The sequence below is a fragment of the Streptomyces sp. WAC04114 genome, assembly GCF_019733245.1.
Classification (GTDB): Bacteria; Actinomycetota; Actinomycetes; order Streptomycetales; family Streptomycetaceae; genus Streptomyces; species Streptomyces massasporeus_A.
This window is the reverse complement of record NZ_JAIGQA010000088.1, coordinates 1-24,206: the sequence shown is the minus strand read 5'-3', so window position 1 is coordinate 24,206 and position 24,206 is coordinate 1. Positions and strand designations below refer to the sequence as shown.

Below are 24,206 nucleotides of genomic sequence, written 5' to 3'. Positions count from 1 at the left end.
ATCGCCATTGCCCACGGGAACGTGTCTCCGGCTGCTGGGGCACCTGACCGGACCGGGCGCCCGGGCCGTCCACGTCCCCCCGGCCGCCGCGGGCTCCGCTCAGGCGGCCGTGCTCAGGGCGGGCTGCCCCGCCACGTCGCCCTCCTCCGTGCGGAGCATCACCGGCGTCGTGACCCGGCGCTGCCGGAGCAGGCAGCCCGCACCGATCGCGCCGGCGATGAGCAGACCGCCAATGACGAGGGCGCCGCGGGCTCCGGCCCCGTCAGGGAAGCGTTCGCACGCTGGTGGAGGGTGAGGAATGCGGCTCCAACCGGACGCAGCAGTGACCGGGGCTGGGCGCCAGGCGTGCCTGGAGGCCGCCTTCTGCGAACCCGTCCAGCAGGCCGCGGAGCAGGTGAAGGTTCATGCCGCACACCGTCTGGGTGTGCTCGCGTGCGAGCGCATGGAAGGGGCAGTTGCCCAGGACGACGGCGTCACCGTCAGAACGGGGTTCGAAGCCGTTGGCTTCCAGCACGGCGCACACATCCGTCTGGCCCGGGCCGGCGAGCTGCGCGCCCAGCTCGTGGGCCTTTCGGTGCAGAACTGAACGAACCGGTTCACCTGTGGATTCGGACTCCTCCAGCGCCTGGGCGAGGAGCCGTCCGGCCAGTTCGTAATGCCGCTCCGGGAGGCTGACGGTGACCTGTCTGGTGGACCGCTTGTAGAGCTTGGCGGGCCGGCCTGCTCCGGGCCCGGTGCGGCCGCTGCGCCGCTCGTAGACGACGTCGAGCAGCGATTCGTCGGCCAGGCGGTCCAGGTGGAAGGCCGCCGTCTGCCGGGCAAGGCCGAGGGTTTCGGCGGCTTCGTCGCGGCTGACCGGTTCCGGCTGGCGAACGACGTGGTCGTAGAGCCTCCTGCGGGTCGGCTCGTCGAGAGCGGCGACGGCGGAGACGTCGGGGCGGGCTACTTCCTTCGAGGGGTCCACGAACACCAGTGTAAAACCAACAGCGATTGACTAAAGAAGGCTTACGCGCTTCTATCGTTAATGAGAGTTGTCGATAGAAGGGTGGGCGTCATGTCGTCCCCAAGCACAACCACCACATCCGTCGCCTCCCGGCGGCCCGCGCTCAGCGATCCCGGCTACCAGGCGTTCGTCATCCTGCGCATCGGGTTCACTGTGGCGCCGATCCTGTTCGGGCTGGACAAGTTCGCCAACCTGCTCGTGGACTGGCCTGCCTACCTCGCCCCGTGGGCCAACGACGTCGTTCCGGGCAGTGCCCAGGCGGCCATGTACGCAGTCGGCGTCATCGAAGTCGTTGCGGGTCTTGTCGTCGCGCTCGCCCCGCGCCTCGGCGGTTGGCTGGTGGCCGGATGGCTCGCCGGGATCATCGTCAACCTGCTGACCATCCCCGGCTACTACGACGTCGCGCTGCGCGACTTCGGCCTGCTGCTCGGCGCGGTCGCCCTCGCCCGGCTCGCCCAGGGCTACAACGGCAAGCGGCAGTCTCACTGACGGAAGGCAGCAGTCACGGGAGGTGACGAGGCGGGTGGGCCCCTCCATCGGCTCACCCGCTGAGTGTGAAGGACGCCCGGTGCCCGCGGACCCCGTCCGCAACCGGCTCAAGTCCGGCTTGCGCCCCGGCCGGCGAAGTTGGACAAGGACGACTTCAAGCAGCGGAACGCGGCCCGCTGGGCGACCACGGTGACGGCGGCGATGTCCCCGGCCGCGGGCTCCCCGGTGCGCGGGTCGATCAGGTGGTGTGCCTCCGGCCCACCGCGACGCCGACGCTTGACGGTGGACAGCGGGTCGCCCCGGAGGCGGAAGGCCGTGTTCACAGCCAGCGGACCGTCCGCGCCACCCGGGTTACGACCGTCGCGTAGCCGATGCCGACCACCAGCGAGACGAACAGGGCGGTGAGTGGGAAGTCCTCCTGAAGGTAGGGGTAGACCTGGTAATGCGTCAGGTAGATGTACAGGGAACTGCTGGCCAGGACGCCGGTGAGCGCACTGAGCGGACCAAGGCTGGGCAGGGTCGGCACCCAGATCAGCAGTGTCAGCCCGGCGATCACGATGGTCGTGCGCAGGAGCTGGTCTTGGAAGAGGCCGGGCACGGTGAGCAGCAGCACCGCCGTCAGTATGGCGCGTTGCCGCACGGTGTCCGCCCGCGCGGCTGCCCATCCCCATGCGAACAGCCAAAACACCACGCTGGGACTCAGCTGGGGACGAGCGGACGCCAGGTCGAGCAGATCGTAGCGGCCGACCAAGCCGACGGTCATGAGGGCCAGGGGCACGCCGAACGTGTACCGCCGCTCCAGCCGGTCCAGGAGCGGCACGGCCGTGAGGAGGGCCAGGGCGATCAGGAAGTAGACGAGGGCCTCCACGAACCAGTAGGCCCAGTCGAAGCGGTCGTTGCCCTGGTCGAGGAGGGTGTTGAGCAGCAGGGCGTTCGCGGGGTCGTAGAAGTCGGTCAGGAGTACGGCGCCGGTGATCCACGCCATGCTCGGCAGGGCGATGCGGGCGATGCTGCGCCACAGGCGCCGTACGCGCTCGTGGCGTGTGGTGTCGGTCAGGAGGAAGCGGGCGAGGTTGTAGCCCGCCACGCCGAGGAGGATGTGAGCGAAGCCCTTGATGTCGAAGATGCGAATGTGTGAGCCGACGATGAAAAGGATCCCGACGGCACGTAGGACGACGCCTGTCTCCAGGGTGCGGCGGGTCCGCCAGGAGTGGGGGCTGGCCCAGGTTCTCAGTGCCCTGCGGATCCCAGGCCCCCGCCGGGGCACCGATCTGACGCGTTCGTCCGGCCGCTGGGCCCCGGGCGCGGCCAGGATCCGCAGCTCGCGGATGGTTCTCGTGTGCCAGTCGGCGGGCAGGTGGCCAAGCGCCTCCTCAAGGCGCAGCGACATCTCGACATAGGACAGGGAGTCGCCGCCCAGGCTGACGAAGCTGCTGTCCTCGGTGACGTCGGCGCGGTCGAGGATCTCCGCATAGAGGCGGACCAGATCTTCGACGGGGCCGGATGCCGTCTCCTCGGCGGGGCGCGTCAGTCGTCGTACGGCTTCGTAGTCGGGCTTGCCGGAGGCCAGGCGGGGCAGTTCGGCGACGGCTCGGACCCTTAGGGTGTGGGCCGGGAGGCCGCACTCCCGTGCGATCAGCCGCCGGGTGCCGGCTTCCCCGCTCGCCTCCCCCAGAGTGGTCACGGCCAGGGTCTCCCCGTCCCCCGCGCAGTACGCGGCGACGCCGTGTTCCTCCAGCAGGGTCTCGATGCGCTGTGGGTCGATCCGCAGACCGAGAATCTTCACGAAGCGGCTGCGGCGGCCCACGATCTGGTACAGCCCGTCGGGCGTGCGGCGGGCGAGGTCTCCGGTGTGCAGTTCCTCCATGGTCCGGCCGACGGCGAGATCGGCAGGGCTGTCTGCGTAACCGAGCATCACGTTTCGTCCGGAATAGACCAGTTCGCCGACATCTGGACCGTGGCCGTCGACCGGTTGCAGCCGGAAGGAGCCGCCGGGTATGGCTACGCCTATGGCCTCGGGGTGCTCGGCGGCGCGGTGCGGCGGGAGGTAGGCCATCCGGGCCGTGGCCTCGGTCTGCCCGTACATCACGTACAGCTCCCAGCCGGAGCGGCGGCCAAATTCGGCGTACCGGGCGACGCGTTCCGGCGCGAGTCGGCCCCCGGCCTGGGTGACGCGACGCAGGTGCGGCAGGTCCATCCGTGCGAACCCGACCCGGTCGAGCAGGTCGAAGGTGTACGGCACTCCTGCGAGCGAGGTGCCGCGGGCGGCCCGGAACTCCTTCCAGAACGCCGCTTCCGACACCGACTGCTCCGTGAGGATCAGCCCGGCGCCACGCAGCAGATGGCTGTGGATCACGGACAGGCCGTAGCAGTAGTGCATGGGCAGGGTGGTGGCGGCCCGGTCGGTGTCGTCGATGCCGAGGTAGGTGGCGATGGACTCGGCGTTGGCCTGGAGGTTGTCGTGGGAGAGCCGTACCAGTTTGGGTGAACCGGTGGAGCCGGAGGTGCTCAGCAGGAGGGCCAGGTCCGGGTGGAGGGTGTGGGCGCTCGTGGGGTGCCGCTCGTCGAGGGTCCAGGTCCCGTCGGCGTGTGGACGGGCCACGACGTCGGGGGCGTACGCCTCGGTCAGCGAGCGGATCGTGCTCTCGCTGTCGCCCGGGACCAGCAGCAGAGGGTGGCCGGCGGACAGGGCGGCCAGGTGCGTGACGAGGGCGTCGGCCCGGTTGGCGCCGGCCAGCAGTACCAGCCGCCGCACGGGCCCGAGGCGCTCGGCGGTGTCGGTCACCCGGTCGGCCAGTTCGCGATACGACAGCTGCCCCTGCGGCGTGACGAGAGCGACGCGGTCACCGTACGCCGCGAGTCCGCGCGCGAACGGCACCGCATTCGGCCGGGGCAGAGGCGGAGCGGGTGTGGCCGGATGGACGGCGGCCCCCGACGAGTCGTTCGGACGGGGCACCGGACGCGGAGCCGGGAGGGGCGGAGAGGAGTGGATCACGGGGCGCAGCCCTTTCCGCGGCAACGTCCGCTTTATCAACCCTTGACTGTTAGGCAAGGTTTACCTTATTCATAGCATGGTCGGAATCAAGCCACAGCAAGGTCACAGGATTGCTTCGCCCATCGCTCTCCACCGACAGATCGGCGACGTGCAGGCGAGCCCCTCAGGAAGGCACACAGACACCATGCGACGCCCCACGGCTCGTCAGATCACTGCGCTGGTCACGGCCGGTCTTCTGCTCCCCGCTCTCGCCGCCTGCGGCTCCGACGACAAGGGCGGCGAGAGCCGGAGCGGCGACTCCTCCCTCGTCATCTACTCCGGCCGCAACGAGAAGCTCGTCAAGCCACTTCTGGACAAGCTGGAGAAGGCAGTCGGCACCCAGGTCGAGGTGCGCTACGGCGACAGCGCGGAGCTCGCCGCCCAGATTCTGGAGGAGGGCGACCGCACCAAGGCCGGGCTGTTCTTCTCCCAGGACGCCGGCGCGCTGGGCGCCCTGTCCAGGGAAGGCATGCTGCACAAGCTCCCGCAGGCGACCCTCGACGAGGTCGACGACGCCTACCGCGGCTCCGAAGGCGACTGGGTCGGCCTCTCCGGCCGCGTCCGCGTCATCGCCTACAACCCGGACAAGGCCACCGAAGAGAAGGTCCCGGACAGCGTCTTCGACGTGGTGAAGCCGGAGTGGAAGGGCAAGGTCGGCTTCGCGCCCACCAACGCCTCCTTCCAGGCGTTCGTCACCAGCATGCGGGTCCTCAAGGGCGACGACACCACCCGCACATGGCTGGAGGACCTGAAGGCGAACGGCGCCAAGACCTACGCCCACAACCTCGCCACCCTGGACGCCGTCGAGGCCGGCGAGGTCTCCCTCGGTCTGGTCAACCACTACTACTGGTATGAGCGCGTCGCGGAGAAGGGCGAGGGCAAGGTCAACGCCAAGCTCAAGTTTCTGCCCGGCAAGGACCCCGGCGCGCTGATCAACGTCGCCGGCGCCGGCATCCTCAAGGACAGCGGGCAGAGCGCCATGGCGCAGAAGGCGGTGGACTACCTGCTCTCGAAGGAGGCGCAGACCTACTTCGCGGACGAGACGAAGGAATACCCGCTGGCCGCCGGCGTCACCAGCAAGGTCGAGGACCTGCCGCCGTTCGAGTCCCTGGAGTCTCCCGACATCGACCTCGGCAAGCTGGAATCCCTCCAAGAGACGCTGGCCATGCTCCAGGACGTCGGACTGGTCTGACCCACCGTGCCCACATCACCCACCTCGCGCCCGGCCGGAGCCCTCGTCGCCCCGCGCGGGCGCGAGGCCGAAGGCGGTCCGGACACAGGCCGCACACGAGGGACTCGCACGGCGGGAGGATTCCGCACGCCCGGGCACAGACCGCCCCTGATCCTGGTCGTCCCAGCCTGCGTGGCAGCCCTCTTCGCCGTCCTCCCCCTCGGCTACCTCGCCCTCCGCGCCCTGGAACGCGGCCCGTCCTTCGCCTGGGACGTCGTCGCCGACGCACGCACGCTCGACCTCCTCGGCCGCAGCCTCTGCCTGACCGCCGTGGTCGTGGCGGCCTGCCTGGTGCTGGGCATCTCACTGGCCTGGCTGACCGTACGCACCGCGCTGCCCGGAGCCCGCGCCTGGTCGGTGCTGGCCACGCTGCCGCTGGCCGTGCCGAGTTACGTGGCTGCCTTCGCCTGGCTGTCCGCCGAACCGGGCCTCGCCGGGTTCGGCGGCGCCGCCCTCGCCCTGACACTGGTCAGCTTCCCCTACGTCCACCTGCCGGTCGCCGCCGCACTGCGGGGCATCGACCCGGCACAAGAAGAGGCCGCCCGCTCCCTCGGTCACGGCCCGCTCAGTACCTTCCTGCGCGTCACCCTGCCGCAACTGCGACCAGCCGCCGCAGGCGGGGCCCTCCTGGTCGCGCTGTACGTGCTCTCCGACTTCGGCGCGGTCTCCCTGATGCGGTACGACACCTTCACCCGAGCCATCCACACCTCTTACCGGGCCTCCTTCGACCGCACTCCGGCCGCCGCGCTCAGTGTCGTCCTGGTGGTGATCACGATCGCGCTGGTCGCCGCCGAGGCCCGTACCCGCGGCCGGGCCGGTCACTCCAGAACCGGAACGGGCACTGCCCGGCCGTCGGTTCCGCTCGCGCTCGGCCGGTGGCAGCCACTCGCCCTGGTGTGGTGCGGGGCGGTGACGGCCGTCGCCGTCGCCTTCCCGCTGGGGACCCTCGGCTACTGGCTGGCCGTCGGCAGCTCGGCCACCTGGGACCTGGGCACGCTCGCGGACACCGCCTGGGCCACCTTCGGGGTCGCAGCCGCGGGCGCGGGCCTCACCACGGTTCTCGCTCTGCCGGTCGGGGTGATCGCCGCCCGGCACCGGGGGCGCGGCGCCCGCCTGCTGGAACAGGCGGCCTACGCGGGCCACGCCCTGCCCGGTATCACGGTCGCGCTGGCCATGGTCTTCTTCGCCGTGCGGTACGCCTACCCGCTCTACCAGCAACTCCCGCTGCTGGTCGGCGCGTACGCGGTCCTCTTCCTGCCGGTCGCGGTGGCAGCCACCCGTGCGGGTGTGCTCCAGGCGCCGCCCGTTCTGGAGGACGTGGCCCGCTCGCTCGGCCGCCGGCCGTGGCAGGTGCTGCGCGAGGTCACCGTCCCGCTGGCCGCCCCCGGCGTGGCGGCGGGGGCCGCGCTCACCTTCGTGGTCTGCATGAAGGAACTCCCCGCGACCCTCCTGCTGCGCCCCACCGGCATGGACACCCTCGCCACCCGGCTGTGGACCGAGACCGGAGCCGGATCCTTCGCGGCCGCCGCCCCCTACGCCGCCGCACTGATCCTGCTGGCCGCCGTCCCCTCGTATCTCCTAGGCAGGCACAGGACATGAACGATCTGTACGTCGAAGGGCTCACCAAGTCCTACGGAGCCGGCGAACCGGTGCTGCGGGACCTGGAACTCACCGTCCCGGCGGGCGCGTTGGCCGCGGTGCTCGGCCCGTCCGGCTGCGGCAAGACCACCATGCTGCGGATCGTCGCCGGATTCCTGCGTCCCGACGCGGGCACCGTCCGGCTCGGCGACCGGCTCCTGAGCGGGCCGGGTGTCCATCTGCCGCCGGAGCGCCGCCGTATCGGCATCGTGCCCCAGGAGGGCGCCCTGTTCCCGCACCTGAGCGTCGCCCGCAACGTCGCCTTCGGGCTCACCGGCGCCGACCGGGCCGAACGGCGGCACCGCACCGAGGAGATGCTGGAGCTGGTCGGCCTCGCCGGATACGGCGACCGTATGCCGCACGAGCTGTCCGGCGGCCAGCAACAACGCGTCGCCCTGGCCCGCGCGCTCGCTCCGCAGCCCCAACTCGTGCTCCTGGACGAGCCGTTCAACGCCCTCGACAGCGCGCTGCGTGCGGAAGTGCGCTCCGACGTACGGACCGCGCTGCGGGCGACCGGCGCCACTGCCGTCCTCGTCACCCACGACCAGCAGGAGGCCCTGTCCACCGCCGACCTCGTCGCCGTCGTACGCGACGGCCAGGTCGCCCAGTGCGCCACCCCGCAGGACCTGTACAACCGCCCCGCCGACGCCTGGATCGCCGACTTCGTCGGCGACGCCGTCCTCCTGCCCGCCACCATCGACACCGACGGCACAGCGAAGACCGCGCTGGGCCCCGTACCCCTCGCCGCGGCGCCTGCCGGCCTCCGCGCCGGCACCGTCCTGCTGCGACCGGAACAACTCCGTCTCACCGACGCGCACTCGGACGGCTCGGTCAACGGCACGGTGACCGACATCTGCTACTACGGCCACGACGCCATGGTCACCGTGAAGGTCGAGGAGCACGACACGCCGGTCGACATCCGTGTGGCGGGCCCCCTTCCCATCCGCCCCGGCGAGAAGACGGGCGTATGCATTGCGGGCGAGGCTACCCTGCATCCATAACGACTGCTCGGAGCACGTGCGCGCACGATTCCGCCTCACCACCGCCGAACCCGTGCACCCCAGTGGCGCGGTAACGGCAGCGCCGCCAAGGGCAAGATCCTCACGCGGTCAAGGACGAAGCGACCGCCGTACTGCGGCGGTCGCTTCGGTCATCGTGCAGTCAGGCAGACGGGCTCAGTCGTCGTCCCCACCCTGGCCGGCGCCCTCCACGTCCTCGGAGCCCTGGCCGACTATCTCGCCGGTGAACGCGTCGACGAGAGCCTCGAGGTCACCGGCCCCGTCCTGCGCCTCCACTTCCCACACCGCCCTGCCGCCCTCCTCGTCCAGCTCCACCTTGATCACAGGGCGCCGGGACGGTTGTCGGTGACGATCCCGGCAGCCTGGACACCGTTGACCGGTCGCGGCCCGAACTGGGCGTCGAGCTCCGGATCGATCTCGATCTCGAAGCCGGCCGACAAAGCAGCACGGACCGTGGCCTGCCGGCCCTGCGGCTCCTGCTCCGCCTGGCCTGCCGAGGGAGCAAGATTGCTCAGCTGCGCCAGGGCCGCCGATCGGCTCTCGGGGAAAGAGGCCTCATGCCACGCGGCAGGAAACCCCACAGGGCCTGGATCGACGCTGTCCGCGACGTCCAGGAGGCCGCGCGAGATACGCCTTCGAGCAGGGCAGGCAGCACCGTTTGTGGTTGATGCGGATGTGAGTCGAACTTGCGCAGCGACTTGTTGGTTGGGGGGACACGCTAACGGCTTGACCCCTACGAATCATTTGCTGACCTCACCCCGCCCATGCCCAGGCAACGCATCAACTGCCACGCAGGTTGGGGACAACCTCTAGGATCGGTCGGTGATGGAGAGCGCAACGCTTGCGGAAGTCTTCGACGAGCTGGCCGACAGCTATGACCACGGGCACCATGAGGAGATCGCACGGGCCTTGATCGCATGGGCTGATCCCGGTGCCACCGCCAAGGTCGCCGACGTGGCGTGCGGGGCGGGCGCGGTGGCGCTGCACGTCGCCCGGGGCCGGCCGGACACCGCACCGGCCGTCCTGGCCGTCGACCTGTCGCCGGGCATGGTCGCCACAGGCCGCGACCGCGCCGCCGGTCTCGTCCCGGTCGGCGCGATCGACTGGCGAGTCGCCGACGCCGTACCGCTGCCCGTCCCGGATCACTCCCTGGACATGGTGCTCTGCGCCTCCTCGCTGCACTTCCTCGGCCGTCGGGTGATGGACGACTGGCTGCGCGCCCTGCGTCCCGGGGGCCGGGTGGGCTTCACCCTGCCGCTGGCCACACACTTCCGCCCATCGGAACGCTTCGCCCGCCACATCTCTCGTGACGTGCCGTTGCCCCGAACCGTACGGGAGGCCGACGCCTGGGCGACTTCCTGCGGTTTCTCCGAGGCAGCCTCCCGGATCCTCGACCTCGGAGCACGCCGTGTGGCCGTCATCGTGGCGAACGCGCCCGCCGGAGACTGAAGCCCGGCCTGCGGGTTCGGCCCGACGACGACACCGTGCGGCGGCAGGTGCGCACCGGCGGCTGCAGATAGGTCGGCCGGTGCGCGTCCCAGGAGCGGCGCAGCGGGTCGCGGACCGCTCGTACGCACAGCCCGACGGGAGTGACCACCGCGAAGTACAGTACGGCCGGCCCCAGGTGCCGCAGCCGCTCAGTCCAACGGGATCGCGGCACGCCAGTCGCCCTCCTCCCGCCACTCGGGCTGGTCCCGCTTGTCCAGCAGGAAGTCGCCGAGGACCAGAAGATCGATGCGCGTGCGCATGAAGCAGGCGTAGGCCTCCCGGGCGTCCCGCACGATCGGCTCCCCACGCACATTGAACGACGTGTTGACCAGCACCGGACAGCCCGTCTTCTCCCGGAACGCGGTGAGCAGCGCGTGGAAGCGCGGGTTGTGCTCGGCCGTCACCGTCTGCACGCGCGCCGAGCCGTCGACATGTGTGACCGCCGGAATGGTGGAGCGCGGCACCCGCAACAGCTCCAGTCCCGACGCACCCTGCGGTGGCTGCCCGCACTCCTGCCGTCGGGCGGCGGCGACCTGCGCGGTGAGCAGCATGTACGGGCTCTCCTGGGGTAGTTCGAACCAGTCCTTCGCGTCCTCGGCGAGTACCGCGGGCGCGAACGGCCGGAAGGACTCGCGGAACTTGATCTTGAGGTTGAGGGCGGACTGCATCAGTGGGTCGCGGGGGTCCGCGAGGATGGACCGGTTGCCCAGCGCACGCGGCCCGAACTCCATCCGCCCCTGGCACCAGCCCACCACCCGGCCCGCCGCCAGCTCCGCCGCGACCCGCTCCACCAGCGCCCGCTCCGGCAGCCGTACGGCGGGGTAACCGCCGTCGGCGAGGAAGTCCTCGATCTCCCGGTCCGAGCAGGCGGGGCCGAGCAGCGCCCCCGCCATCGCGTCCCGGCCGCTGCCGACGTGGGCGCGGGGCGCTCCCCGGTGGTGCGACTCGGCCAGGGCCGCCCCCAGCGCTCCGCCCGCGTCCCCCGCCGCCGGCTGCACCCACAACTCGTCGCACACCCCGTCCGTGAGGATCCGCCCGTTGGCCACGCAGTTCAGCGCGACGCCACCCGCCAGGCACAGCCGCCGTTCCCCGGTGCGTTCCAGCACCGTGCGGGCCAGCCGCCGCAGCACCTCCTCGGTGACCTGCTGCACGGACGCCGCCAGGTCGAACTCCCGCTCGGTCAGCGGGCCTTCGGGAGTCCGGCGTGGGCCGCCGAACAGCTCCTCGAAGGCCCGGCCGACCATGGCCAGCCCATACTGGAAGGTGAAGTAGCCGAGGTCCAGGCGGAAGGAGCCGTCCGGTTTCACGTCGATCAGCCGCTCCCGGATGAGCGGCGCGTACCGCGGGGTGCCGTAGGGCGCGAGGCCCATCAGCTTGTACTCGCCCGAGTCGACCTTGAAGCCGCAGTAGTACGTGAACGCCGAGTACAGCATGCCGAGCGAGTGCGGGAACGACTGCTGCGCGAGGGGGACCAGTCCGGTGTCCCGGCCGTGCCAGAGCGTCGTGGTCTCCCACTCGCCCACGCCGTCCACGCACAGCACCGCCGCCGAGGAAAACGGGCTCGGGAAGAACGCCGATGCCGCGTGCGAGGCGTGGTGCCGGTGCGCCACCACCGGCGGTAGCGGCCGCCCGCGGGTCAGCTCACCCAGCCGCGCCCGTACGTCGTCCACGGCGCGCCGCTTCCAGCCGGTCCACTCGGGCCACGCCCGGCGGAACACCGGGTAGCCGCGGGGGGCCGTGGCCAGCCAGGTCGCCAGCACCCGGCGGAATTTCAGGGCCGGATCCTCGTAGAACGCCACCGCCGCCAGGTCGTCCAGGCGCAGCCCGGCCTCACGCAGGCAGGACGCGACGGCGTGGGCAGGGAAGCTCGCGTCGTGGCGGCGCCGGGTGAACCGCTCCTCCTGCGCCGCCACGAGCGGGACGCCGCCGGCCACGACGGCGGCCGCGCTGTCGTGGTAGTAGGCGGAGATGCCCAGGACCGGGCGGTCCCGGCCGGTCCCGCTGCCGGAACGGGCCATCTCAGAACAGGGGGTAGACGGAGGCGTCGTCCTCGGGCTGTGGGCGCAGCCCGTGCGGCGGGGCGTCGGTGGAGGAGGCGGGCCGGTGCCGGCGGCGCAGCCAGGAGGCCAGGCGGCGCACTGCCGGCACGGACGCGGGGCCACTTCCCTGGGGGGCCTTGCCGTGCGCATCATGCGGGGACTCGGGCATCACAGGCTCCTCACGCCAGGTCGAGACGGTCGGCGAGCTGTCGGGCCACGAGGTCGTAGCCCAGATCGGTGCAGTGCACCCGGTCGATGAACAGCCAGTCCTCCGGGCCGGCCACGTCGGCCAGCGCCACGTTCATGTCGAGGAACGGCACGTGCAGACCCGCGCATCCGGCGGCCAGCCGGTCTGCGTAGGCGCGGCCCACCGCCATGGTGGAGATGTCGTTGTGGAACCGGCGGAAGTTGGACACCTCGTCCAGCTCCTCGAACAGCAGCTTCTCCCGGGGCAGCGGCTCCTCGCGCACCCAGGGCGCGAGCGGCTGGAGGACGAAGGTCAGCCGGGCGCCGAGGCCGTCCGCGAGGGTCTTCCACGCCCCGAGGTGGCGTAGCGTCAGTTCTGCGGCGTACGCCACCCGCCGTTCCGGTGGCGGGACGACGTCGGGGGCGGGCCCGCAGTCGAAGAACGCACCGTGCCGGCCTTGCTTCTCCTCGGGCAGTCGGCTGAGCACGAGATTGTTGACGCCGGACACCAGCACGATGTCCTCAACGGGCGGCAGTTCGTGCAGGAACAGGGTGAACAGCATGAGTTCCTGAGCGGAGTTGTGGCTCTGCCCGGCGATGTTCAGCCAGGGCAGCCGGGGCGCGTGGGCGTTCCACAGCCGGGCGGAGATGGTTGCCGCGTCGCCGGTGGCGCCCACGCCGAAGACCGCGGAACTGCCGGCGAGCACCCGCACCGGGCCGTCCGGGCGGTCGTCGCCGACGCCGGCCACAAGCCCGGCCGGCCCCGGCGTGACCCGGAAGCCGTGCCGGTCGGTCGTGTAGACGGGCGTCTTCTCGTTTCCGTACTGGAAATAGCCCAGGTACGGCTGGTCCTCCAGGACGAAGGTGTAGTGCTCCATGTGCGGGGCGAACTCGGCGCGGGGTGAGGTCATCGCGAAGGGGCTCCCGTGGCTGGGTGGGACGGTCGGCGTGCGCTCAGCGGGCGGGCTGCGGAGGCGGCGGCTCGGGCAGGGAGCCGGGCCGGTCCTCCCGGATCAGGTCGGCGTTGATGGCCATGCCGGCCAGCCCGCCGCTGGCGGCTGCCATCGCGGCCTGCTGCATGTTCCGGCCGAGGTCACCCGCCACGTACAGCCGGGGCAGGCTGGTGCGGCCGCGCTCGTCGGTCTGCACCGACTCCAGGTCCGGGGCCTGCAGCCAGGGACGCAGCGGGTCCACCCGGGGCTCGATGTCCAGATGCAGGAAGAGGGCGCCGTAGGCGGCGGACTGGCCGTCCTCGAAGATGACCTCGACCCCTTCGGGGTGCGGCTTGAACTCGCTGATCCCGTCGGCCACCACCGGCACACCGGCCGCGACGAGCCGGTCTCGTTCGTCCTGCGGGAGGACGCGCCGGTCGGAGAGGTAGGTGATGTCCTCGGACCACACCGTCAGAGTCGCGGCCAGGCACTCGCTGGGCACGTTGCCGCCGTACACGGCGAAGCTGCGCGCACGTACCTCCCAGGCATGGCAGTAGGGGCACTCGAACACCGCCTTGCCCCACAGGTCCGCGAGGCCCGGGACCGAGGGAAGCACCGAGCGCACCCCGGCCGCGTACAGCAGGGTGCGGGCGTGGAAGGTGCCGGACTTCTTGGTGGTGACGACCACCCGGTCGCCGTCGCATCCCGCCGACATCACCTCGTCGTCGCGGAAGGTCACGTCGTACGCGGCGAGCTCGGCGCGGGAACGGGCGCGGAAGTCCGCGATCGTCGCCCCGTCGTTGGTCAGCACGTTGTGCATGACCCCGGCCGCCATGTTGCGGGCGTCACCCGAGTCGATCAGCAGCACCCTTCGGCGTGAGCGGCCCAGGTACAGCGCGCCGTTGAGGCCGGCCGGGCCGCCTCCGACGATCACCGTGTCGTAGAGCTGTGTGTCCAACGGTCACCCCTTGTCGAGTAGGTCGTTGTGCGGGGACGGGCCGGCCGCCTCGGTGTCCTCGCGCACCGGCGCGAGGAGCAGCAGCGCGCCCGCCACCAGGACGGCACCGCACACCACGAAGACGGCGGGCACGGAGAGGGCTTCGGCGAGCAGACCGCCGAGCGTGGCGCCGACCGGCATGGAGCCCCAGGAGCACAGCCGGGACACGCTCATCACCCGGCCCTGCAGCGGCTCCGGCGTGAGCCGCTGGCGCAGCGACATCACCGGGATGTTCCAGCCCATCATGAAGACGCCGTTGGCGGCCAGTGCGAGAGCGGCCAGCGCCGGTTGCCGCAGGAGACCCAGCGCTACGTACGCGGCGCCCGACGCTGCCAGGGACCACCGGGCCAGCCGCAGTGCGGTCAGCCGGCCGACGGCCCGGGGCGCCAGCCAGCTGCCCGCGACGGCGCCCACCGAGCCGGCGGCGAGCAGCAGCCCGTACCCGGTGCCGTCCAGCCCGAGAGCATGGTGGCTGAGCAGGACCAGCATCGAGAACGTCGCCGAGAACACCAGCCCGTACAAGGTGCTCGCGGCGAGGGTCAGCCTGAGCGTGCGATGGTGAAGGACGAATTCGAGGCCCGCCCGGATGTCGCGCAGCACTCCGCCGCGCGTGCCCGGCGGGACGTCCGGGCGGGCGGCGCGGGGGAGCGGGGCGAGGCCGAGCATGAGCAGCGCGGCCAGCGCGTACATCGTGCCGCCGGTCGCCACCGCCGCGACGGCGGTCACTGCCACCAGGAGGCCCGCGACGGGCGGCCCGACCATGTCGTTCAGCACGATCTGTGCCGCGGACAGCCGCCCGTTGGCGCGCTCCAGCTGCCGCTCGTCGACCAGCCGTGGCAGCATCGCGGGCGCCGCCGTGTCGGCGAGGGTCTCGGCGATACCGAGCACGAACGCCAGCGCGTACAACAGGGCCAGCGGGCGGTGGTCGGCGAGGGCCACCGCCGCTGCGAGCAGGGCCGCGGCGCGTACCGCGTTGCTGGCGAGCACGATCCGGCGCCGGTCCAAGCGGTCCGCCAGGACGCCCGCGGGCAGCGCGAAGAGCAGCCAGGGCAGCATGTTGACGGTGGTCAGACCGGCGACCACTGCGGGGTCGGGATGGTGTGCCACCACGAGCAGCGGCAGCAGGGTACGGGTGATGCCGTCGCCGGCGTTGGAGGCGGCGGTCGAGGCCCACAGCCACCGGAACGGGCGGCCGAGGTCCGCCCGCCGGCCCGGTCCGGTCGCTGGCCGTGCGGTGTCAGTCAACAACGCCTCCCCGGGACGCGTCGTCCTGCGGCACACCGTCGCCGGACCACGTCCGCAGGCCCAGCAGCCGTTCGCCCAGATCGCTCAGCCGTGCCGGTCCCCACAGCTCGGCCTCGTCCTTTCGCACCCCGCCCTCGGGGGGATGCGGAGGCACCCGGTCCCGCCAGAACCGCACCCGGGCCTCCCGCAGTTCGGCGTGCTCCTCCCAGGCGGGTGCCATGGTCAGGTACTGGGCCATGCGCACCCGGTCCTCGGAGACATTGGGATGCACACCGTGCGGCAGCAGGCTGTTGAAAATGATCAGGTCACCGGGACGGACCCGGGGCACGGTGATCGAGTAGCCGGTGATGTCGGGCGTGAACGGGTCGCGGTCGGCGGGCTGTTCACTCACCCACTTCTCCCACTCGGTGAAGATCTCCGGCACGCACTGGAACCCGCCGATCTCCTCGTCGCCGTCGGTGAGCGAGAGCACCGCCTGACAGCTCACCGGCAGCGGATCGGTGGAGGTGCCCACGTCCCAGTGGACGAACCCTTCGAAGGCGCGTGGCCCCCGGTTGGGCGGGTTGACGTTGGCGAAGTCGATGGTGACCCACAGGTCGGCGCGGTCCCAGATGTCGGCGAAGGCGCCGTAGACCCGGGGGCTCTGCCGCACGTCCCACTGCGCCTGGTGGTTGTACATCTCGACCAGACCGCTGTGCCCCGGGAGCCGGTCGTTGCCCGTGTGCGGCGAGGCCCAGGTCGACGGGTCGTCCGGACGCATGTCCAGGAAGGAGTACAGGCCCTCGGTCAGGGCGGCCACGGTCTGCGGCTCCACCGCCTGACGCACGATCACATAGCCCTGGGTGACCCACTGCTGCCAGTCCGCCGGGGACAGGACGCGCAGCGGCTGAGTCTTGACGATGTCACGCAGGGGAACGACGGCCACGGGTACTCTCCAGGTCAGGGGTCGCAGGTTGCTGGACGGGGCGGGCCTCACTCGACGATCAGGCGCTGTTCCGGCAGTGCCACGGCGTCCAGTTCGGTGCCGGTGAGCAGCTCCAAGGCTTCGTCGAGGCGGTTGAGGAGCGGGCGTCCGCCGGCGTTGGCGCTGGTGTTGATCAGCACGGGCAGGCCCGTGCGTGTCCCTACCGCGTGGCACAGCCGGTGCAGCAGGGGCTGAACGCCGGGCGTCACGGTCTGCAGCCGGGCGGTGCCGTCGATGTGCCGAGCCTCGGCCAGCTGCCGGGCCCGGTCGGGCCATACCCGTACCGCGAACAACATGGTCTCGGCGTGGTCCAGGGGTCCGGTGAAGAACTGGTCGGCCACCTCCTGCGGGCAGATCGGCGCGACCGGCCGGAACCACTCACGTTGCTTGATCGTCTCGGAAACGTACCGGCGGGCGCCGCTCCAGTGGGCCGAGACGAGCAGAGAACGGTGACCGAGGGCTCGCGGCCCGGTCTCCAGGCCACCTTCCAGCCAGGCCACGCACCGCCGCTCGGCGAGTAGTTCGGCGACACGCTCGACGAACTCCTCGTCGTCCACCGCGCGTCGCACGGACAGCGCCGGCTCTGCAGGTGCCGCCGCGGGGCGGGCCGCCGGCTCCGTGTCGTTGCCCTCCAGGGCCTCCAGGCCCGTCAGCGCAGGTCCGGCATAGGCCAGCGGCGCCCAGCGCGAACCGGCCGGCAGCGCGGGCCGGTCGGCCGGATCGGCGACGGCAAGCGCCGCGCCGAGCGCGATTCCCGAGTCGTCGCAGCACGTCGGGATGTGGATCCGGGAGAACAGGCCGGACTCGGCCAGACGTGTGTTGGCGGTGATGTTGAGGGCGCAGCCACCCGCGTAGCACAGCGTGGTGTAACCGGGGAACCGGCGGCTGATGCCGGTGACCAGCTGGAGCAGGTCGTTCTCCACGGCGTGCTGCAGGGTTGCCGCGAGGTCCCGGCAGACCCGGTCCTCGGGAGAGGTCCCCACCAGGGTGGTAGCGCCGTCCGCGCTGCGGATCTCGTCAGGGAACACCGAGCCGAAGGAGTGCACGACGTCGTCGTCCGAGGAGTCGGCGAGGCCCGCGTCCAGGTAGCCGCCGCTGACCGAGTCGTACTCCCACCAGCTGTCGGCGTAGCGCAGCGCGGTCCCGGTCAGCCTCTTCTCGTCCAGCACCTCGTACAGGTCCGGTGCGGCACGCCGGGTGGACTGCGGGACCAGCATGGCGCGCAGCACCGGCAGCAGGGCCTCGTCCGTCTCCCCGGTGGCCGTCAGTCCGAGCAGTTTGCCGGTGTCGAACTGACTGCCGTGGACCCGCCGGGACAGCGCCTCGTAGACCAGGCCGAAGCGCGGGCCGCCGCGGTTGGTGAAGGACATCACCGGAGTGAGCCGGTCACCGTCGCCGAGACAGACCATGCCGCACTCGGCGTAGTTGCCCGTCCCGTCCAGCGCCAGGACCAGGGCCCTGCGGACGCCGGAGGTGTGATACGCAAGGGCAGCGTGCGCGTAGTGATGGCGCACCGCGATGAGGGTGATGTCGCCGAGACCGTCGGCCAGAGGCCAGTCGACGGGCTTGATCACACGGGTCACCGCCTCGGCCAGGCCGGTGACACCGGGCGCCGCCCAGCGGGCGTCCTCGTTGACCAGCTCGACCAGCGCGGGCGGCACCACCTGGCATCGCGGTGTGTACCAGTCCGCCACGGCGACCCGGGTCACCGTGCTCCCCGCCCGCTCCCGCAGCTCCGCCAGCCACTCGGCGGCGGCCTGAGGGAAGTCGCCGTTGCCGCCGCACACGTGGCGCAGGCCCAGCCGTCGCTCCGCCTCGATGACCCGGTAGCCGTCCGCGTCGGTGAGTGCGGCCCCGGCATCATGGCCGAAGTGCAGTCCGATCGTTGCCATGGAACCAGTCACCCTTCCTCGGCCCGGAACTGGGTCACGGGAGCCGGGTCGTGGACCCGCGGGCGGCCGCACCGTGTCGGGCGACCCGTCGGGGAGTACGTCGGCGCCGGAGTCAGGACAAGCCGGCGAGGCTCTGCGCGTGATGGCGCTCCAGCAGTCCCTGCACCACCTCGCGCATATAGGCGCAGTAGCCGGGCGACATCACCTGGATCGAGCCGTTCTCCTCCTCCAGAGCGCCGGCGGATCCGCCCGAGCAGGTGCCCTGCAGCTCACAGCCCTGGCAACCGGGGCCGTTGGTGTAGGCCCGCATGCCGTAGTCCTGGTAGGCGGGCGAGGCGAAGATGCCGCGCCAGTCGTCGATGGTGCCGAGCTTGCGGGCGGTGGCCTTGCAGGCGAACACACTGCCGTTGGGCTCGATGGAGAGCTGACGGCCGACCGCCGGGCAGGTCTTGTAGTCGGCCTGCTCGGCCCACTTGGCCTCGTCGATGATCATCTGGAAGGTCTGATACCAGTAGCCGCTCAGCTGCACGCCGCGCTCGCGCCCGTAGTCCACTGCGGCCAGCAGCCGTTGTGCCACGTCGTGCGGGCTGTGCTTCTGGAAGAATTCCTTCGCCTGGAAGGACACGATGACGTCCAGGCTCTCCAGGCCGGCCTCGGCGACGAAGTCGATGAGCGGGGTGCCCCACTTGTCCCAGGTGTACTGGGAGAGCACCGAGGTGATGCTGACGGGCACGCCCGCGGCCTTCATGTCGAGGATCGCCTTGCGGACCACCGCCCAGGGAGTGCGCTGCTGCTGCCCGCCGCGGAACTCGCCGGTCTCCGGGACCAGGTAGTCGATGGAGACGGTGGTGTCGACGCGGTGCTCGGCGAGCGCCGCCAGCAGTTCGGCGTCGATGCGGGAGCCGTTGCTGGTCAGGTCGTAAGAGAGGGAGACCCCGTCATGGCGGTCGCCGAAAGTGCGCAGCACGTGGAGGATGGTGTTCCGGGCCAGGGTCGGCTCGCCGCCGAAGAAGGACACCGAAAGATGGCCGCCCCCGTTGGCCTTGCGTAGCTCGATGGCCTCCCTGACGGTCTTCTCGGCCACCTCGCGCGACATGTGCATCGACGGATTGCGGCCCTCGTCCGAGCCGTGGTTCCAGTCGCCGCGGGCGAGCGTGGGTCCGGAGTCCGGACGGCCCGGGGCGTCCTCGCGGGAGCGGCGCAGCTCGACCAGGACCGGACCGGGTTTCACCGACTCTCCGGAGGTGTTGCGCTCCTCCACACCACCGTCGAAGTTGTACGCGAAGCAGCCCTGACAGGAGAAGTTGCAGGCGTTGGTGAGCACGAGCTGGATGGAGGAGTGGAAGACGCCGCTGCTGAGCACTTCACGCCTGCTCTCGAGCAGGGTGTCGATCTCCTTGGCCTCGTCCTGCCCCGCCTCGACCAGGAAGCGGGCTTCCACCAGGTCACGCAGCGACTCCTCGTCCACGCGTTCGCGTAGCCGCTGCCAGCTGATGCCCCCGGCGGCCTCCCGCAGGAGTTCCACGATGTCCCGGTCGATCAGCCGCGCATTTCCGAAGAGTGAATGAAAGGCCATGTTTCGCTCGCCGCCCGAGAATGCGTCGAGCCGGCCGCCGAATGAGCTGAAATCCCGATCATCCGCGCCGCGCAGGGTGCGGATGTAGCGCGAGGACTGGTACATCGAATTCTGCATGCCTGAAGCCTTCTCCCTGCGGGTCACGAATTCCGGCGCGACGGAAAGGTGTATACGAAGGCCGGGACGGCGGCGCCGCGGCCACAGGCGCGCGGCGTGGAACAAGGTCCCGGCGCGCGCGATGCCGGGGCCCAGCCGGCGAGCGGGGCCCCGGGTGGCTCAGCCGTTAGGCCGGCTCACACTCTTTTCGTTGGTCAGCGGAGGCCGAGGTGGTCTCCGTCCGCTGACGCTGGGGCGTGATGGTCGGGGCGTTGCCCCTGTCCGGCGAAACGAACGCGCACGGACGGCTCGACGCGGTGACCGCGGGTCGGGCGACCTTCCTGACTTCGGCCATACGGCCCTCCTCAGTGGGTGAGGCAAACAATGCGACCCACTGAAGCAGAAGTGAGCGAGGCCCTATAAGACGTCAACCGGTCATGCTGAAATTGCCCGTTTGTCGACGGGTGACGGCGATATCGATCACGCATTACGAGCCGCGTGGCTCCCTTTGGGGCGGCCTCACCTGCTCCCCCTGCTTGATCAATCCATTGACGACGGCCTGCTCTGCGTCGGCCGAAGTTCCGCATGCCGGAGGGCTTTTTGGTCACACAGGGGATGCGACCGACGGATCGTCAGCGCCAACCCGCCCATCGGCATCCTCGCCGTGCGGCACTCCTTCCTTCGCCGTACGCCCCCAGTCGTCGGCGAGTGCGAGAACGAGCAGGAGACCACGCCCGGAATGGGTCGTCCTTCGCGGTCAGGCGCGGCTGGGACACGTACACGTGCAAAACTCGGCGGAGTGGTTCACGGGCACGCGGACCAGCCTTGAGCAGGGCCCGGTGTCGTACAACCACTCGTCTGCTCGATCGCACAGCAGAGCGGAGCCGACCAGCTCCACGGCCACAACGCGGTCGCCCTGACCATCGCGCTCGGGCCCCTGCTGTCTGCTCCCGCAGGATGCGGGCCCACGTTTCCCGTAAGCCGGCTGCGCCGTTCTCGTCTCCAAAAACTGGAAGAAGGCAGGCGTGACGCTCGTAGGATGCCTACATGCCCAAGCCGTTACGGATGAGCCGCCGCACGTGGGTTGCCGCGTGGGTGGTGCTGTGCGTGGCCGGTATCGCTGCCACCGCCGCCCTGAACGCCTTTCCAGCGCCTGCCCCGCAGCCCGAGAAGCCCGTCAGCGCCGAGTGCGCCGCGTACATCGCGGACATCGAGACGCAGATGGCCAAGGCCAAGAGGGAAGGCAACGACGACGGCGTGCTGGCCTTCACACGAACCCGGGCCGATGCGGAGGACTGCAGCGATGAAGTTCTCGACCACTTCAGCGGCGACCGGTGAGCCGCCGTACAGGGCTCGCCGTGACAGCGGGGCTGGTCCGCGCCGGGGCCGTGGCGATCATCGCCGTGATCGCCGTGACGGAACCGCAGCCGCAGCCCACTCCGCCGCGGGTGTACTCCTCCTGCCTGGCGGCCGACACCAATCCGATGCCTGTGGGCGACGACCCGTGCGAGGGCCGTTGAGGGACCGCTGAGTGACGGTCCCTCTCAGGACGGCGACTGAGGCCCCTGCCAGCCCGCGTCCCTCCGGCCGGCGCCCGCAGCCGGGAGGCCACCAGCGCAGCCCCGGGCCCCGAGCCAGAGCACCGCCCGGGAACAGGCAGCGTGGGCGCGCCTCGCCGAAGTCGAGGCGACCGCCGCCGAGGCGGCGGGCACGAAAGCTCAGCACAAGCAGCAACCAGCCGAGCACACCGTGGCCCAAGCCCGGCGCCGCGAGCGCCAGGCGCGGGTGGGCGCACGCACCTTGACCCGGGAGAGACCTCATGGCCGTGCGGCAGCAGCGTGGTCAGCCGACGCGGCGGCGCAGGGCACTCAACGAGTGAGCGGGCGCCCGTAGTGCCGCACCGCGCCGTGCCGCTCAAACATCTTGGCTCCCATGGACTGCCGAGATCATCGGGGGTCGCGTCGGGAACGGTGGCCACCCATATGGCCCGAGCCATCCGCCGCCTGCAGCCGCTACTGGAAAGCCTGGCTGTCGTATTCCGTGGAAGGAATCGCCGAGGGCGGGGGCGCGACGTACGCGGATGCTCCGAGAGCGGCTTCGCACTGAGCGCCCCCGTACCGAAGCACCAAGTCGCGGCCCAAGCCCAGCCGGAAGGAGCGACGACCCTTCCTATGACGGGGACTGAGGACCTGCGCCCGCCCCACGCGGTGCTGCGCCGACGCCGGCACTGCACGGTCTGTGCGCGACCGGTCTTCGACCGGTGTGGCGTTGTTCGGGTAAACAGGGTGGTTGGGGGTAGAACGGCGTGTGGCTCTTGTGGGTGCAAGGGCTGGAGCGTGCCCGGTATGCGGGCTGCTCTCGTGCATAGATCGAAGGATTGACGGTATGGCCAGCGGCACCGTGAAGTGGTTCAACTCTGAGAAGGGCTTTGGCTTCATCCAGCAGGACGGCGGGGGCCCTGACGTGTTCGCGCACTACTCCGAGATTCAGGGCAGCGGGTACCGCGAGCTGACCGAGGGCGAGCATGTGACGTTCGAGATCGGTCAGGGGCAGAAGGGGCCGCAGGCGCAGAACATCGTTCGGGGCTGATCGACGGTGGGGTCCGTGGCGTGTGCGTCACCGCCGCGGACCCCCAGCGCGGCTTGCGCGCGGGGCCGTCTCAGCGCCCAGTGGAGTCCGAGGTCGGCGAGCGCTCGATGCGTTCCTGCGACAGCGTCGCCGCGCGCGAGCGCTGGTGGCTGACCCACGCCCCTGGTGCTGTGACCGTGAAGGTTCGCCGGGTTGGTCGCGACGCCCCCTCCATCACCGAGTGTTGGACAGCCCAACCCGCCCGGCGGTTGAGCATCCTGAGGTCCTCCCTCAGTGGGTGCGCCTCCTCCGCAGGGCGGAGGCAGCCCGCCGTAGCGGACGACGCGCGGCTGCCATGTTCAGAGCCAGCATGTAAGTCATGACGACAGCCAACGCCCCCCTCCCCGCCGCTGTGCCCGCGCCTGTCTGGGCTCGCCGCGGTGCCCACGCCATCGCGCTGTGCGCGGTCCCGTCGGGTCTGTGGCGCATCGCCATGGCATCCGGTCTCTATGTGGGCTATAGCGACCAGGTGCTGCGCGATGTCTTCGACATCCCGGGTTGGGGCATTGCCTACGTCGTCGGTCTGTCCGTCCTTGCCGAGCTGGCGGCTCTGTTTCCGCTACTGCTCGTCAGCGACCGGTGGCGGCCGCTGCGCCCCGGGGCCATCGCCGCGCTCGCCTGGACCGCCTCAGGCGTCCTGGTCCTGGTGGCGCTATGGCAACTCGTGGTCGCTTTCACCGTCGAGAGCGAGACATACATGGCGAGCGGTACGGCACAAACTGTCTGGGGTATCGCCTTCGCACCGCTGTTCGCCATCCCTGCCCTGATGACCGCGGTGACCTGGTCGTACGCACAGCGGCACCGGGCACGGGTACAGGCATAACCCCGATGTCGGCGCTGCCAGGGGCGGCTGGTCTCGCCCGCCGCCCGCCGCCGCCCACCGCGACGCCGTAGCAGCCCTGACCCGTCCGGTGCGCGCCTCGATCGCAGTGCCTGGCCTCGCCGCGGACACAAGCCGCAAAGACGGCGTCCCGGCCAGCAGGGCGGCGATTGGCCGGCCGTTGCCGCGATCGGAATTCTGGTTGCCGCATCTTCCTACGTCACAGCGGTGTCGTCGCACGTCGTGCCGCCCGTACGACCGGCGTGCCCTGGCCGAAAAGCCTTCCCACCCTCAAGCGGGAGCAACGCGAGTACCCGTCCCGAGCGGAACATGACCGACCGCTCCCATCATGTGAACGGTGAGGCAGATGTGACGAAAGCGCCGGGGCCGAGGCAGGCCCCTGATGGCTTGTGGACGGGTGACGGTGCCGTGCCTGTAGGTGTGCCAGCCCTTGCGCTCGGGGTCGTAGGCGAGGAAGTCGATCCGGGTTCCGGGAGCTTCGTGCGTGTAGTTCGGGTAGACGATCTGCGCGCCCTTGGGGAACAGATAGGTGCCGCCGGGCTGGACGGTGAAGTACACCGGCACGGCACTGTTCTCGGGCAGCGGGAACGGGGGCCGGTCGACGGGGATCGCGGTGATGCCCAGCTCGGTGACCGGCTTGCCATGTTCGTCGCGTACCACCGAGCCCTTGGGGATGCGCACCTCAAGCCCGGGGATCTGCGGGGTGGTCAGCGTGACGTCCGACCTGGTCGGAGTGTCGAAGGTGACGGTGTGCTTGGTGTCCAGGGGCGTCATCCACACGGGGAAGCCCAAGTCCGTGCTGCGGCCCGCCACCGGCCGGATCCGGATGTCGTAGCGCCCGTAGCTGCGCTTGGCGGTCTTCGCGCTCGCTCCGTCCACGACCAGGGTGGTGGCCTCGGCACTGATAC

At 70.8% G+C, this 24,206-nt stretch carries 23 protein-coding genes; 9 read left to right on the top strand and 14 right to left on the bottom strand.

Annotation, left to right across the window (positions count from 1 at the left end; all coding sequences use genetic code 11):
• Positions 1–262 precede the first annotated feature (262 nt).
• The gene (locus K4G64_RS22255) at positions 263–970 is read right to left on the bottom strand and encodes a metalloregulator ArsR/SmtB family transcription factor (RefSeq protein ID WP_221757780.1); all 708 of its coding nucleotides are present in this window, start codon (positions 968–970) and stop codon (positions 263–265) included.
• A gap of 84 nt (positions 971–1,054) precedes the next feature.
• Between K4G64_RS22255 and K4G64_RS22250 the strand changes: the two genes are divergently transcribed.
• Positions 1,055–1,492 carry a hypothetical protein gene (locus K4G64_RS22250; protein ID WP_221757779.1) on the top strand — a complete coding sequence of 146 codons (438 nt, stop codon included), beginning with the start codon at positions 1,055–1,057 and terminating at the stop codon, positions 1,490–1,492.
• A gap of 107 nt (positions 1,493–1,599) precedes the next feature.
• On the opposite strand, the gene K4G64_RS22245 is transcribed toward K4G64_RS22250, so the two are convergent.
• Entirely contained in the window at positions 1,600–1,815 is a 216-nt protein-coding gene (locus K4G64_RS22245; protein WP_221757778.1) for an FAD:protein FMN transferase, read from the bottom strand.
• Positions 1,812–4,370 carry an AMP-binding protein gene (locus tag K4G64_RS22240; RefSeq protein ID WP_308122456.1) on the bottom strand — a complete coding sequence of 853 codons (2,559 nt, stop codon included), beginning with the start codon at positions 4,368–4,370 and terminating at the stop codon, positions 1,812–1,814. The genes K4G64_RS22245 and K4G64_RS22240 overlap by 4 nt, the downstream gene beginning before the upstream one ends.
• A gap of 301 nt (positions 4,371–4,671) precedes the next feature.
• On the opposite strand from K4G64_RS22240, the gene K4G64_RS22235 reads away from it, so the two are divergent.
• From K4G64_RS22235 to K4G64_RS22225, 3 genes are all read left to right on the top strand, one after another.
• Positions 4,672–5,718, top strand: a complete 1,047-nt coding sequence (locus tag K4G64_RS22235) for an iron ABC transporter substrate-binding protein (RefSeq protein ID WP_221757777.1) — start codon at positions 4,672–4,674, stop codon at positions 5,716–5,718.
• Positions 5,719–5,889: 171 nt separating this feature from the next.
• Positions 5,890–7,356, top strand: a complete 1,467-nt coding sequence (locus K4G64_RS22230; RefSeq protein WP_308122455.1) for an iron ABC transporter permease — start codon at positions 5,890–5,892, stop codon at positions 7,354–7,356.
• Positions 7,353–8,396: an ABC transporter ATP-binding protein gene (locus tag K4G64_RS22225; RefSeq protein WP_221757776.1), complete on the top strand. Its 1,044-nt coding sequence runs from the start codon at positions 7,353–7,355 to the stop codon at positions 8,394–8,396. The genes K4G64_RS22230 and K4G64_RS22225 overlap by 4 nt, the downstream gene beginning before the upstream one ends.
• A gap of 174 nt (positions 8,397–8,570) precedes the next feature.
• Here K4G64_RS22225 and K4G64_RS22220 read toward each other — a convergent pair whose 3' ends face one another.
• Both K4G64_RS22220 and K4G64_RS22215 read right to left on the bottom strand, forming a co-directional pair.
• Entirely contained in the window at positions 8,571–8,738 is a 168-nt protein-coding gene (locus tag K4G64_RS22220) for a PepSY domain-containing protein (protein WP_221757775.1), read from the bottom strand.
• Positions 8,735–8,995: a hypothetical protein gene (locus K4G64_RS22215; RefSeq protein WP_221757774.1), complete on the bottom strand. Its 261-nt coding sequence runs from the start codon at positions 8,993–8,995 to the stop codon at positions 8,735–8,737. The genes K4G64_RS22220 and K4G64_RS22215 overlap by 4 nt, the downstream gene beginning before the upstream one ends.
• Before the next feature lie 244 nt (positions 8,996–9,239).
• Between K4G64_RS22215 and K4G64_RS22210 the strand changes: the two genes are divergently transcribed.
• Positions 9,240–9,863 carry a class I SAM-dependent methyltransferase gene (locus tag K4G64_RS22210; protein ID WP_260460798.1) on the top strand — a complete coding sequence of 208 codons (624 nt, stop codon included), beginning with the start codon at positions 9,240–9,242 and terminating at the stop codon, positions 9,861–9,863.
• A gap of 188 nt (positions 9,864–10,051) precedes the next feature.
• On the opposite strand, the gene K4G64_RS22205 is transcribed toward K4G64_RS22210, so the two are convergent.
• The 8 genes from K4G64_RS22205 to K4G64_RS22170 form a co-directional block, all read right to left on the bottom strand.
• Positions 10,052–11,920 (bottom strand): carbamoyltransferase N-terminal domain-containing protein, encoded by a 1,869-nt coding sequence (locus K4G64_RS22205; protein ID WP_221757772.1) that lies wholly within the window; start codon positions 11,918–11,920, stop codon positions 10,052–10,054.
• Position 11,921: 1 nt separating this feature from the next.
• Positions 11,922–12,110 (bottom strand): hypothetical protein, encoded by a 189-nt coding sequence (locus tag K4G64_RS22200; RefSeq protein WP_221757771.1) that lies wholly within the window; start codon positions 12,108–12,110, stop codon positions 11,922–11,924.
• Between the two features lie 10 nt (positions 12,111–12,120).
• Positions 12,121–13,038: an SGNH/GDSL hydrolase family protein gene (locus tag K4G64_RS22195; protein ID WP_260460795.1), complete on the bottom strand. Its 918-nt coding sequence runs from the start codon at positions 13,036–13,038 to the stop codon at positions 12,121–12,123.
• A gap of 43 nt (positions 13,039–13,081) precedes the next feature.
• Positions 13,082–14,017 (bottom strand): NAD(P)/FAD-dependent oxidoreductase, encoded by a 936-nt coding sequence (locus K4G64_RS22190; protein ID WP_221757770.1) that lies wholly within the window; start codon positions 14,015–14,017, stop codon positions 13,082–13,084.
• A 3-nt stretch (positions 14,018–14,020) separates the two neighbouring features.
• Positions 14,021–15,301: an MFS transporter gene (locus tag K4G64_RS22185; RefSeq protein WP_260460794.1), complete on the bottom strand. Its 1,281-nt coding sequence runs from the start codon at positions 15,299–15,301 to the stop codon at positions 14,021–14,023.
• Positions 15,294–16,226, bottom strand: coding sequence for a phytanoyl-CoA dioxygenase family protein (locus tag K4G64_RS22180; RefSeq protein ID WP_221757769.1), 933 nt, complete (start codon positions 16,224–16,226; stop codon positions 15,294–15,296). The genes K4G64_RS22185 and K4G64_RS22180 overlap by 8 nt, the downstream gene beginning before the upstream one ends.
• 47 nt (positions 16,227–16,273) lie before the next feature.
• The gene (locus K4G64_RS22175) at positions 16,274–18,157 is read right to left on the bottom strand and encodes a carbamoyltransferase C-terminal domain-containing protein (RefSeq protein ID WP_221757768.1); all 1,884 of its coding nucleotides are present in this window, start codon (positions 18,155–18,157) and stop codon (positions 16,274–16,276) included.
• Positions 18,158–18,269: 112 nt separating this feature from the next.
• The gene (locus tag K4G64_RS22170; RefSeq protein WP_221757767.1) at positions 18,270–19,850 is read right to left on the bottom strand and encodes a radical SAM/SPASM domain-containing protein; all 1,581 of its coding nucleotides are present in this window, start codon (positions 19,848–19,850) and stop codon (positions 18,270–18,272) included.
• Between the two features lie 1,026 nt (positions 19,851–20,876).
• Between K4G64_RS22170 and K4G64_RS22165 the strand changes: the two genes are divergently transcribed.
• From K4G64_RS22165 to K4G64_RS22150, 4 genes are all read left to right on the top strand, one after another.
• On the top strand, positions 20,877–21,167 hold the full coding sequence (locus K4G64_RS22165) for a hypothetical protein (RefSeq protein ID WP_221757766.1): 291 nt from the start codon (positions 20,877–20,879) through the stop codon (positions 21,165–21,167).
• On the top strand, positions 21,164–21,349 hold the full coding sequence (locus K4G64_RS22160; protein ID WP_221757765.1) for a hypothetical protein: 186 nt from the start codon (positions 21,164–21,166) through the stop codon (positions 21,347–21,349). The genes K4G64_RS22165 and K4G64_RS22160 overlap by 4 nt, the downstream gene beginning before the upstream one ends.
• An 865-nt stretch (positions 21,350–22,214) precedes the next feature.
• Positions 22,215–22,418, top strand: coding sequence for a cold-shock protein (locus K4G64_RS22155; protein WP_030950951.1), 204 nt, complete (start codon positions 22,215–22,217; stop codon positions 22,416–22,418).
• A 358-nt stretch (positions 22,419–22,776) separates the two neighbouring features.
• The gene (locus K4G64_RS22150) at positions 22,777–23,280 is read left to right on the top strand and encodes a hypothetical protein (RefSeq protein WP_221757764.1); all 504 of its coding nucleotides are present in this window, start codon (positions 22,777–22,779) and stop codon (positions 23,278–23,280) included.
• A 288-nt stretch (positions 23,281–23,568) separates the two neighbouring features.
• Here K4G64_RS22150 and K4G64_RS22145 read toward each other — a convergent pair.
• On the bottom strand, positions 23,569–24,206 hold a 638-nt coding region (locus K4G64_RS22145), incomplete at its 5' end, for a hypothetical protein (protein WP_221757763.1).

What these genes read in the sequence shown, in the direction of transcription:
- K4G64_RS22165 (WP_221757766.1), top strand. Translation starts at nt 20,877, where the DNA reads ATGCCCAAGCCGTTACGGATGAGCCGCCGCACGTGGGTTGCCGCGTGG.
- K4G64_RS22235 (WP_221757777.1), top strand. Translation starts at nt 4,672, where the DNA reads ATGCGACGCCCCACGGCTCGTCAGATCACTGCGCTGGTCACGGCCGGT.
- K4G64_RS22195 (WP_260460795.1), bottom strand. Translation starts at nt 13,038, where the DNA reads ATGACCTCACCCCGCGCCGAGTTCGCCCCGCACATGGAGCACTACACC.
- K4G64_RS22175 (WP_221757768.1), bottom strand. Translation starts at nt 18,157, where the DNA reads ATGGCAACGATCGGACTGCACTTCGGCCATGATGCCGGGGCCGCACTC.
- K4G64_RS22155 (WP_030950951.1), top strand. Translation starts at nt 22,215, where the DNA reads ATGGCCAGCGGCACCGTGAAGTGGTTCAACTCTGAGAAGGGCTTTGGC.
- K4G64_RS22150 (WP_221757764.1), top strand. Translation starts at nt 22,777, where the DNA reads ATGACGACAGCCAACGCCCCCCTCCCCGCCGCTGTGCCCGCGCCTGTC.
- K4G64_RS22200 (WP_221757771.1), bottom strand. Translation starts at nt 12,110, where the DNA reads ATGCCCGAGTCCCCGCATGATGCGCACGGCAAGGCCCCCCAGGGAAGT.
- K4G64_RS22250 (WP_221757779.1), top strand. Translation starts at nt 1,055, where the DNA reads ATGTCGTCCCCAAGCACAACCACCACATCCGTCGCCTCCCGGCGGCCC.
- K4G64_RS22225 (WP_221757776.1), top strand. Translation starts at nt 7,353, where the DNA reads ATGAACGATCTGTACGTCGAAGGGCTCACCAAGTCCTACGGAGCCGGC.
- K4G64_RS22210 (WP_260460798.1), top strand. Translation starts at nt 9,240, where the DNA reads ATGGAGAGCGCAACGCTTGCGGAAGTCTTCGACGAGCTGGCCGACAGC.
- K4G64_RS22205 (WP_221757772.1), bottom strand. Translation starts at nt 11,920, where the DNA reads ATGGCCCGTTCCGGCAGCGGGACCGGCCGGGACCGCCCGGTCCTGGGC.
- K4G64_RS22170 (WP_221757767.1), bottom strand. Translation starts at nt 19,850, where the DNA reads ATGCAGAATTCGATGTACCAGTCCTCGCGCTACATCCGCACCCTGCGC.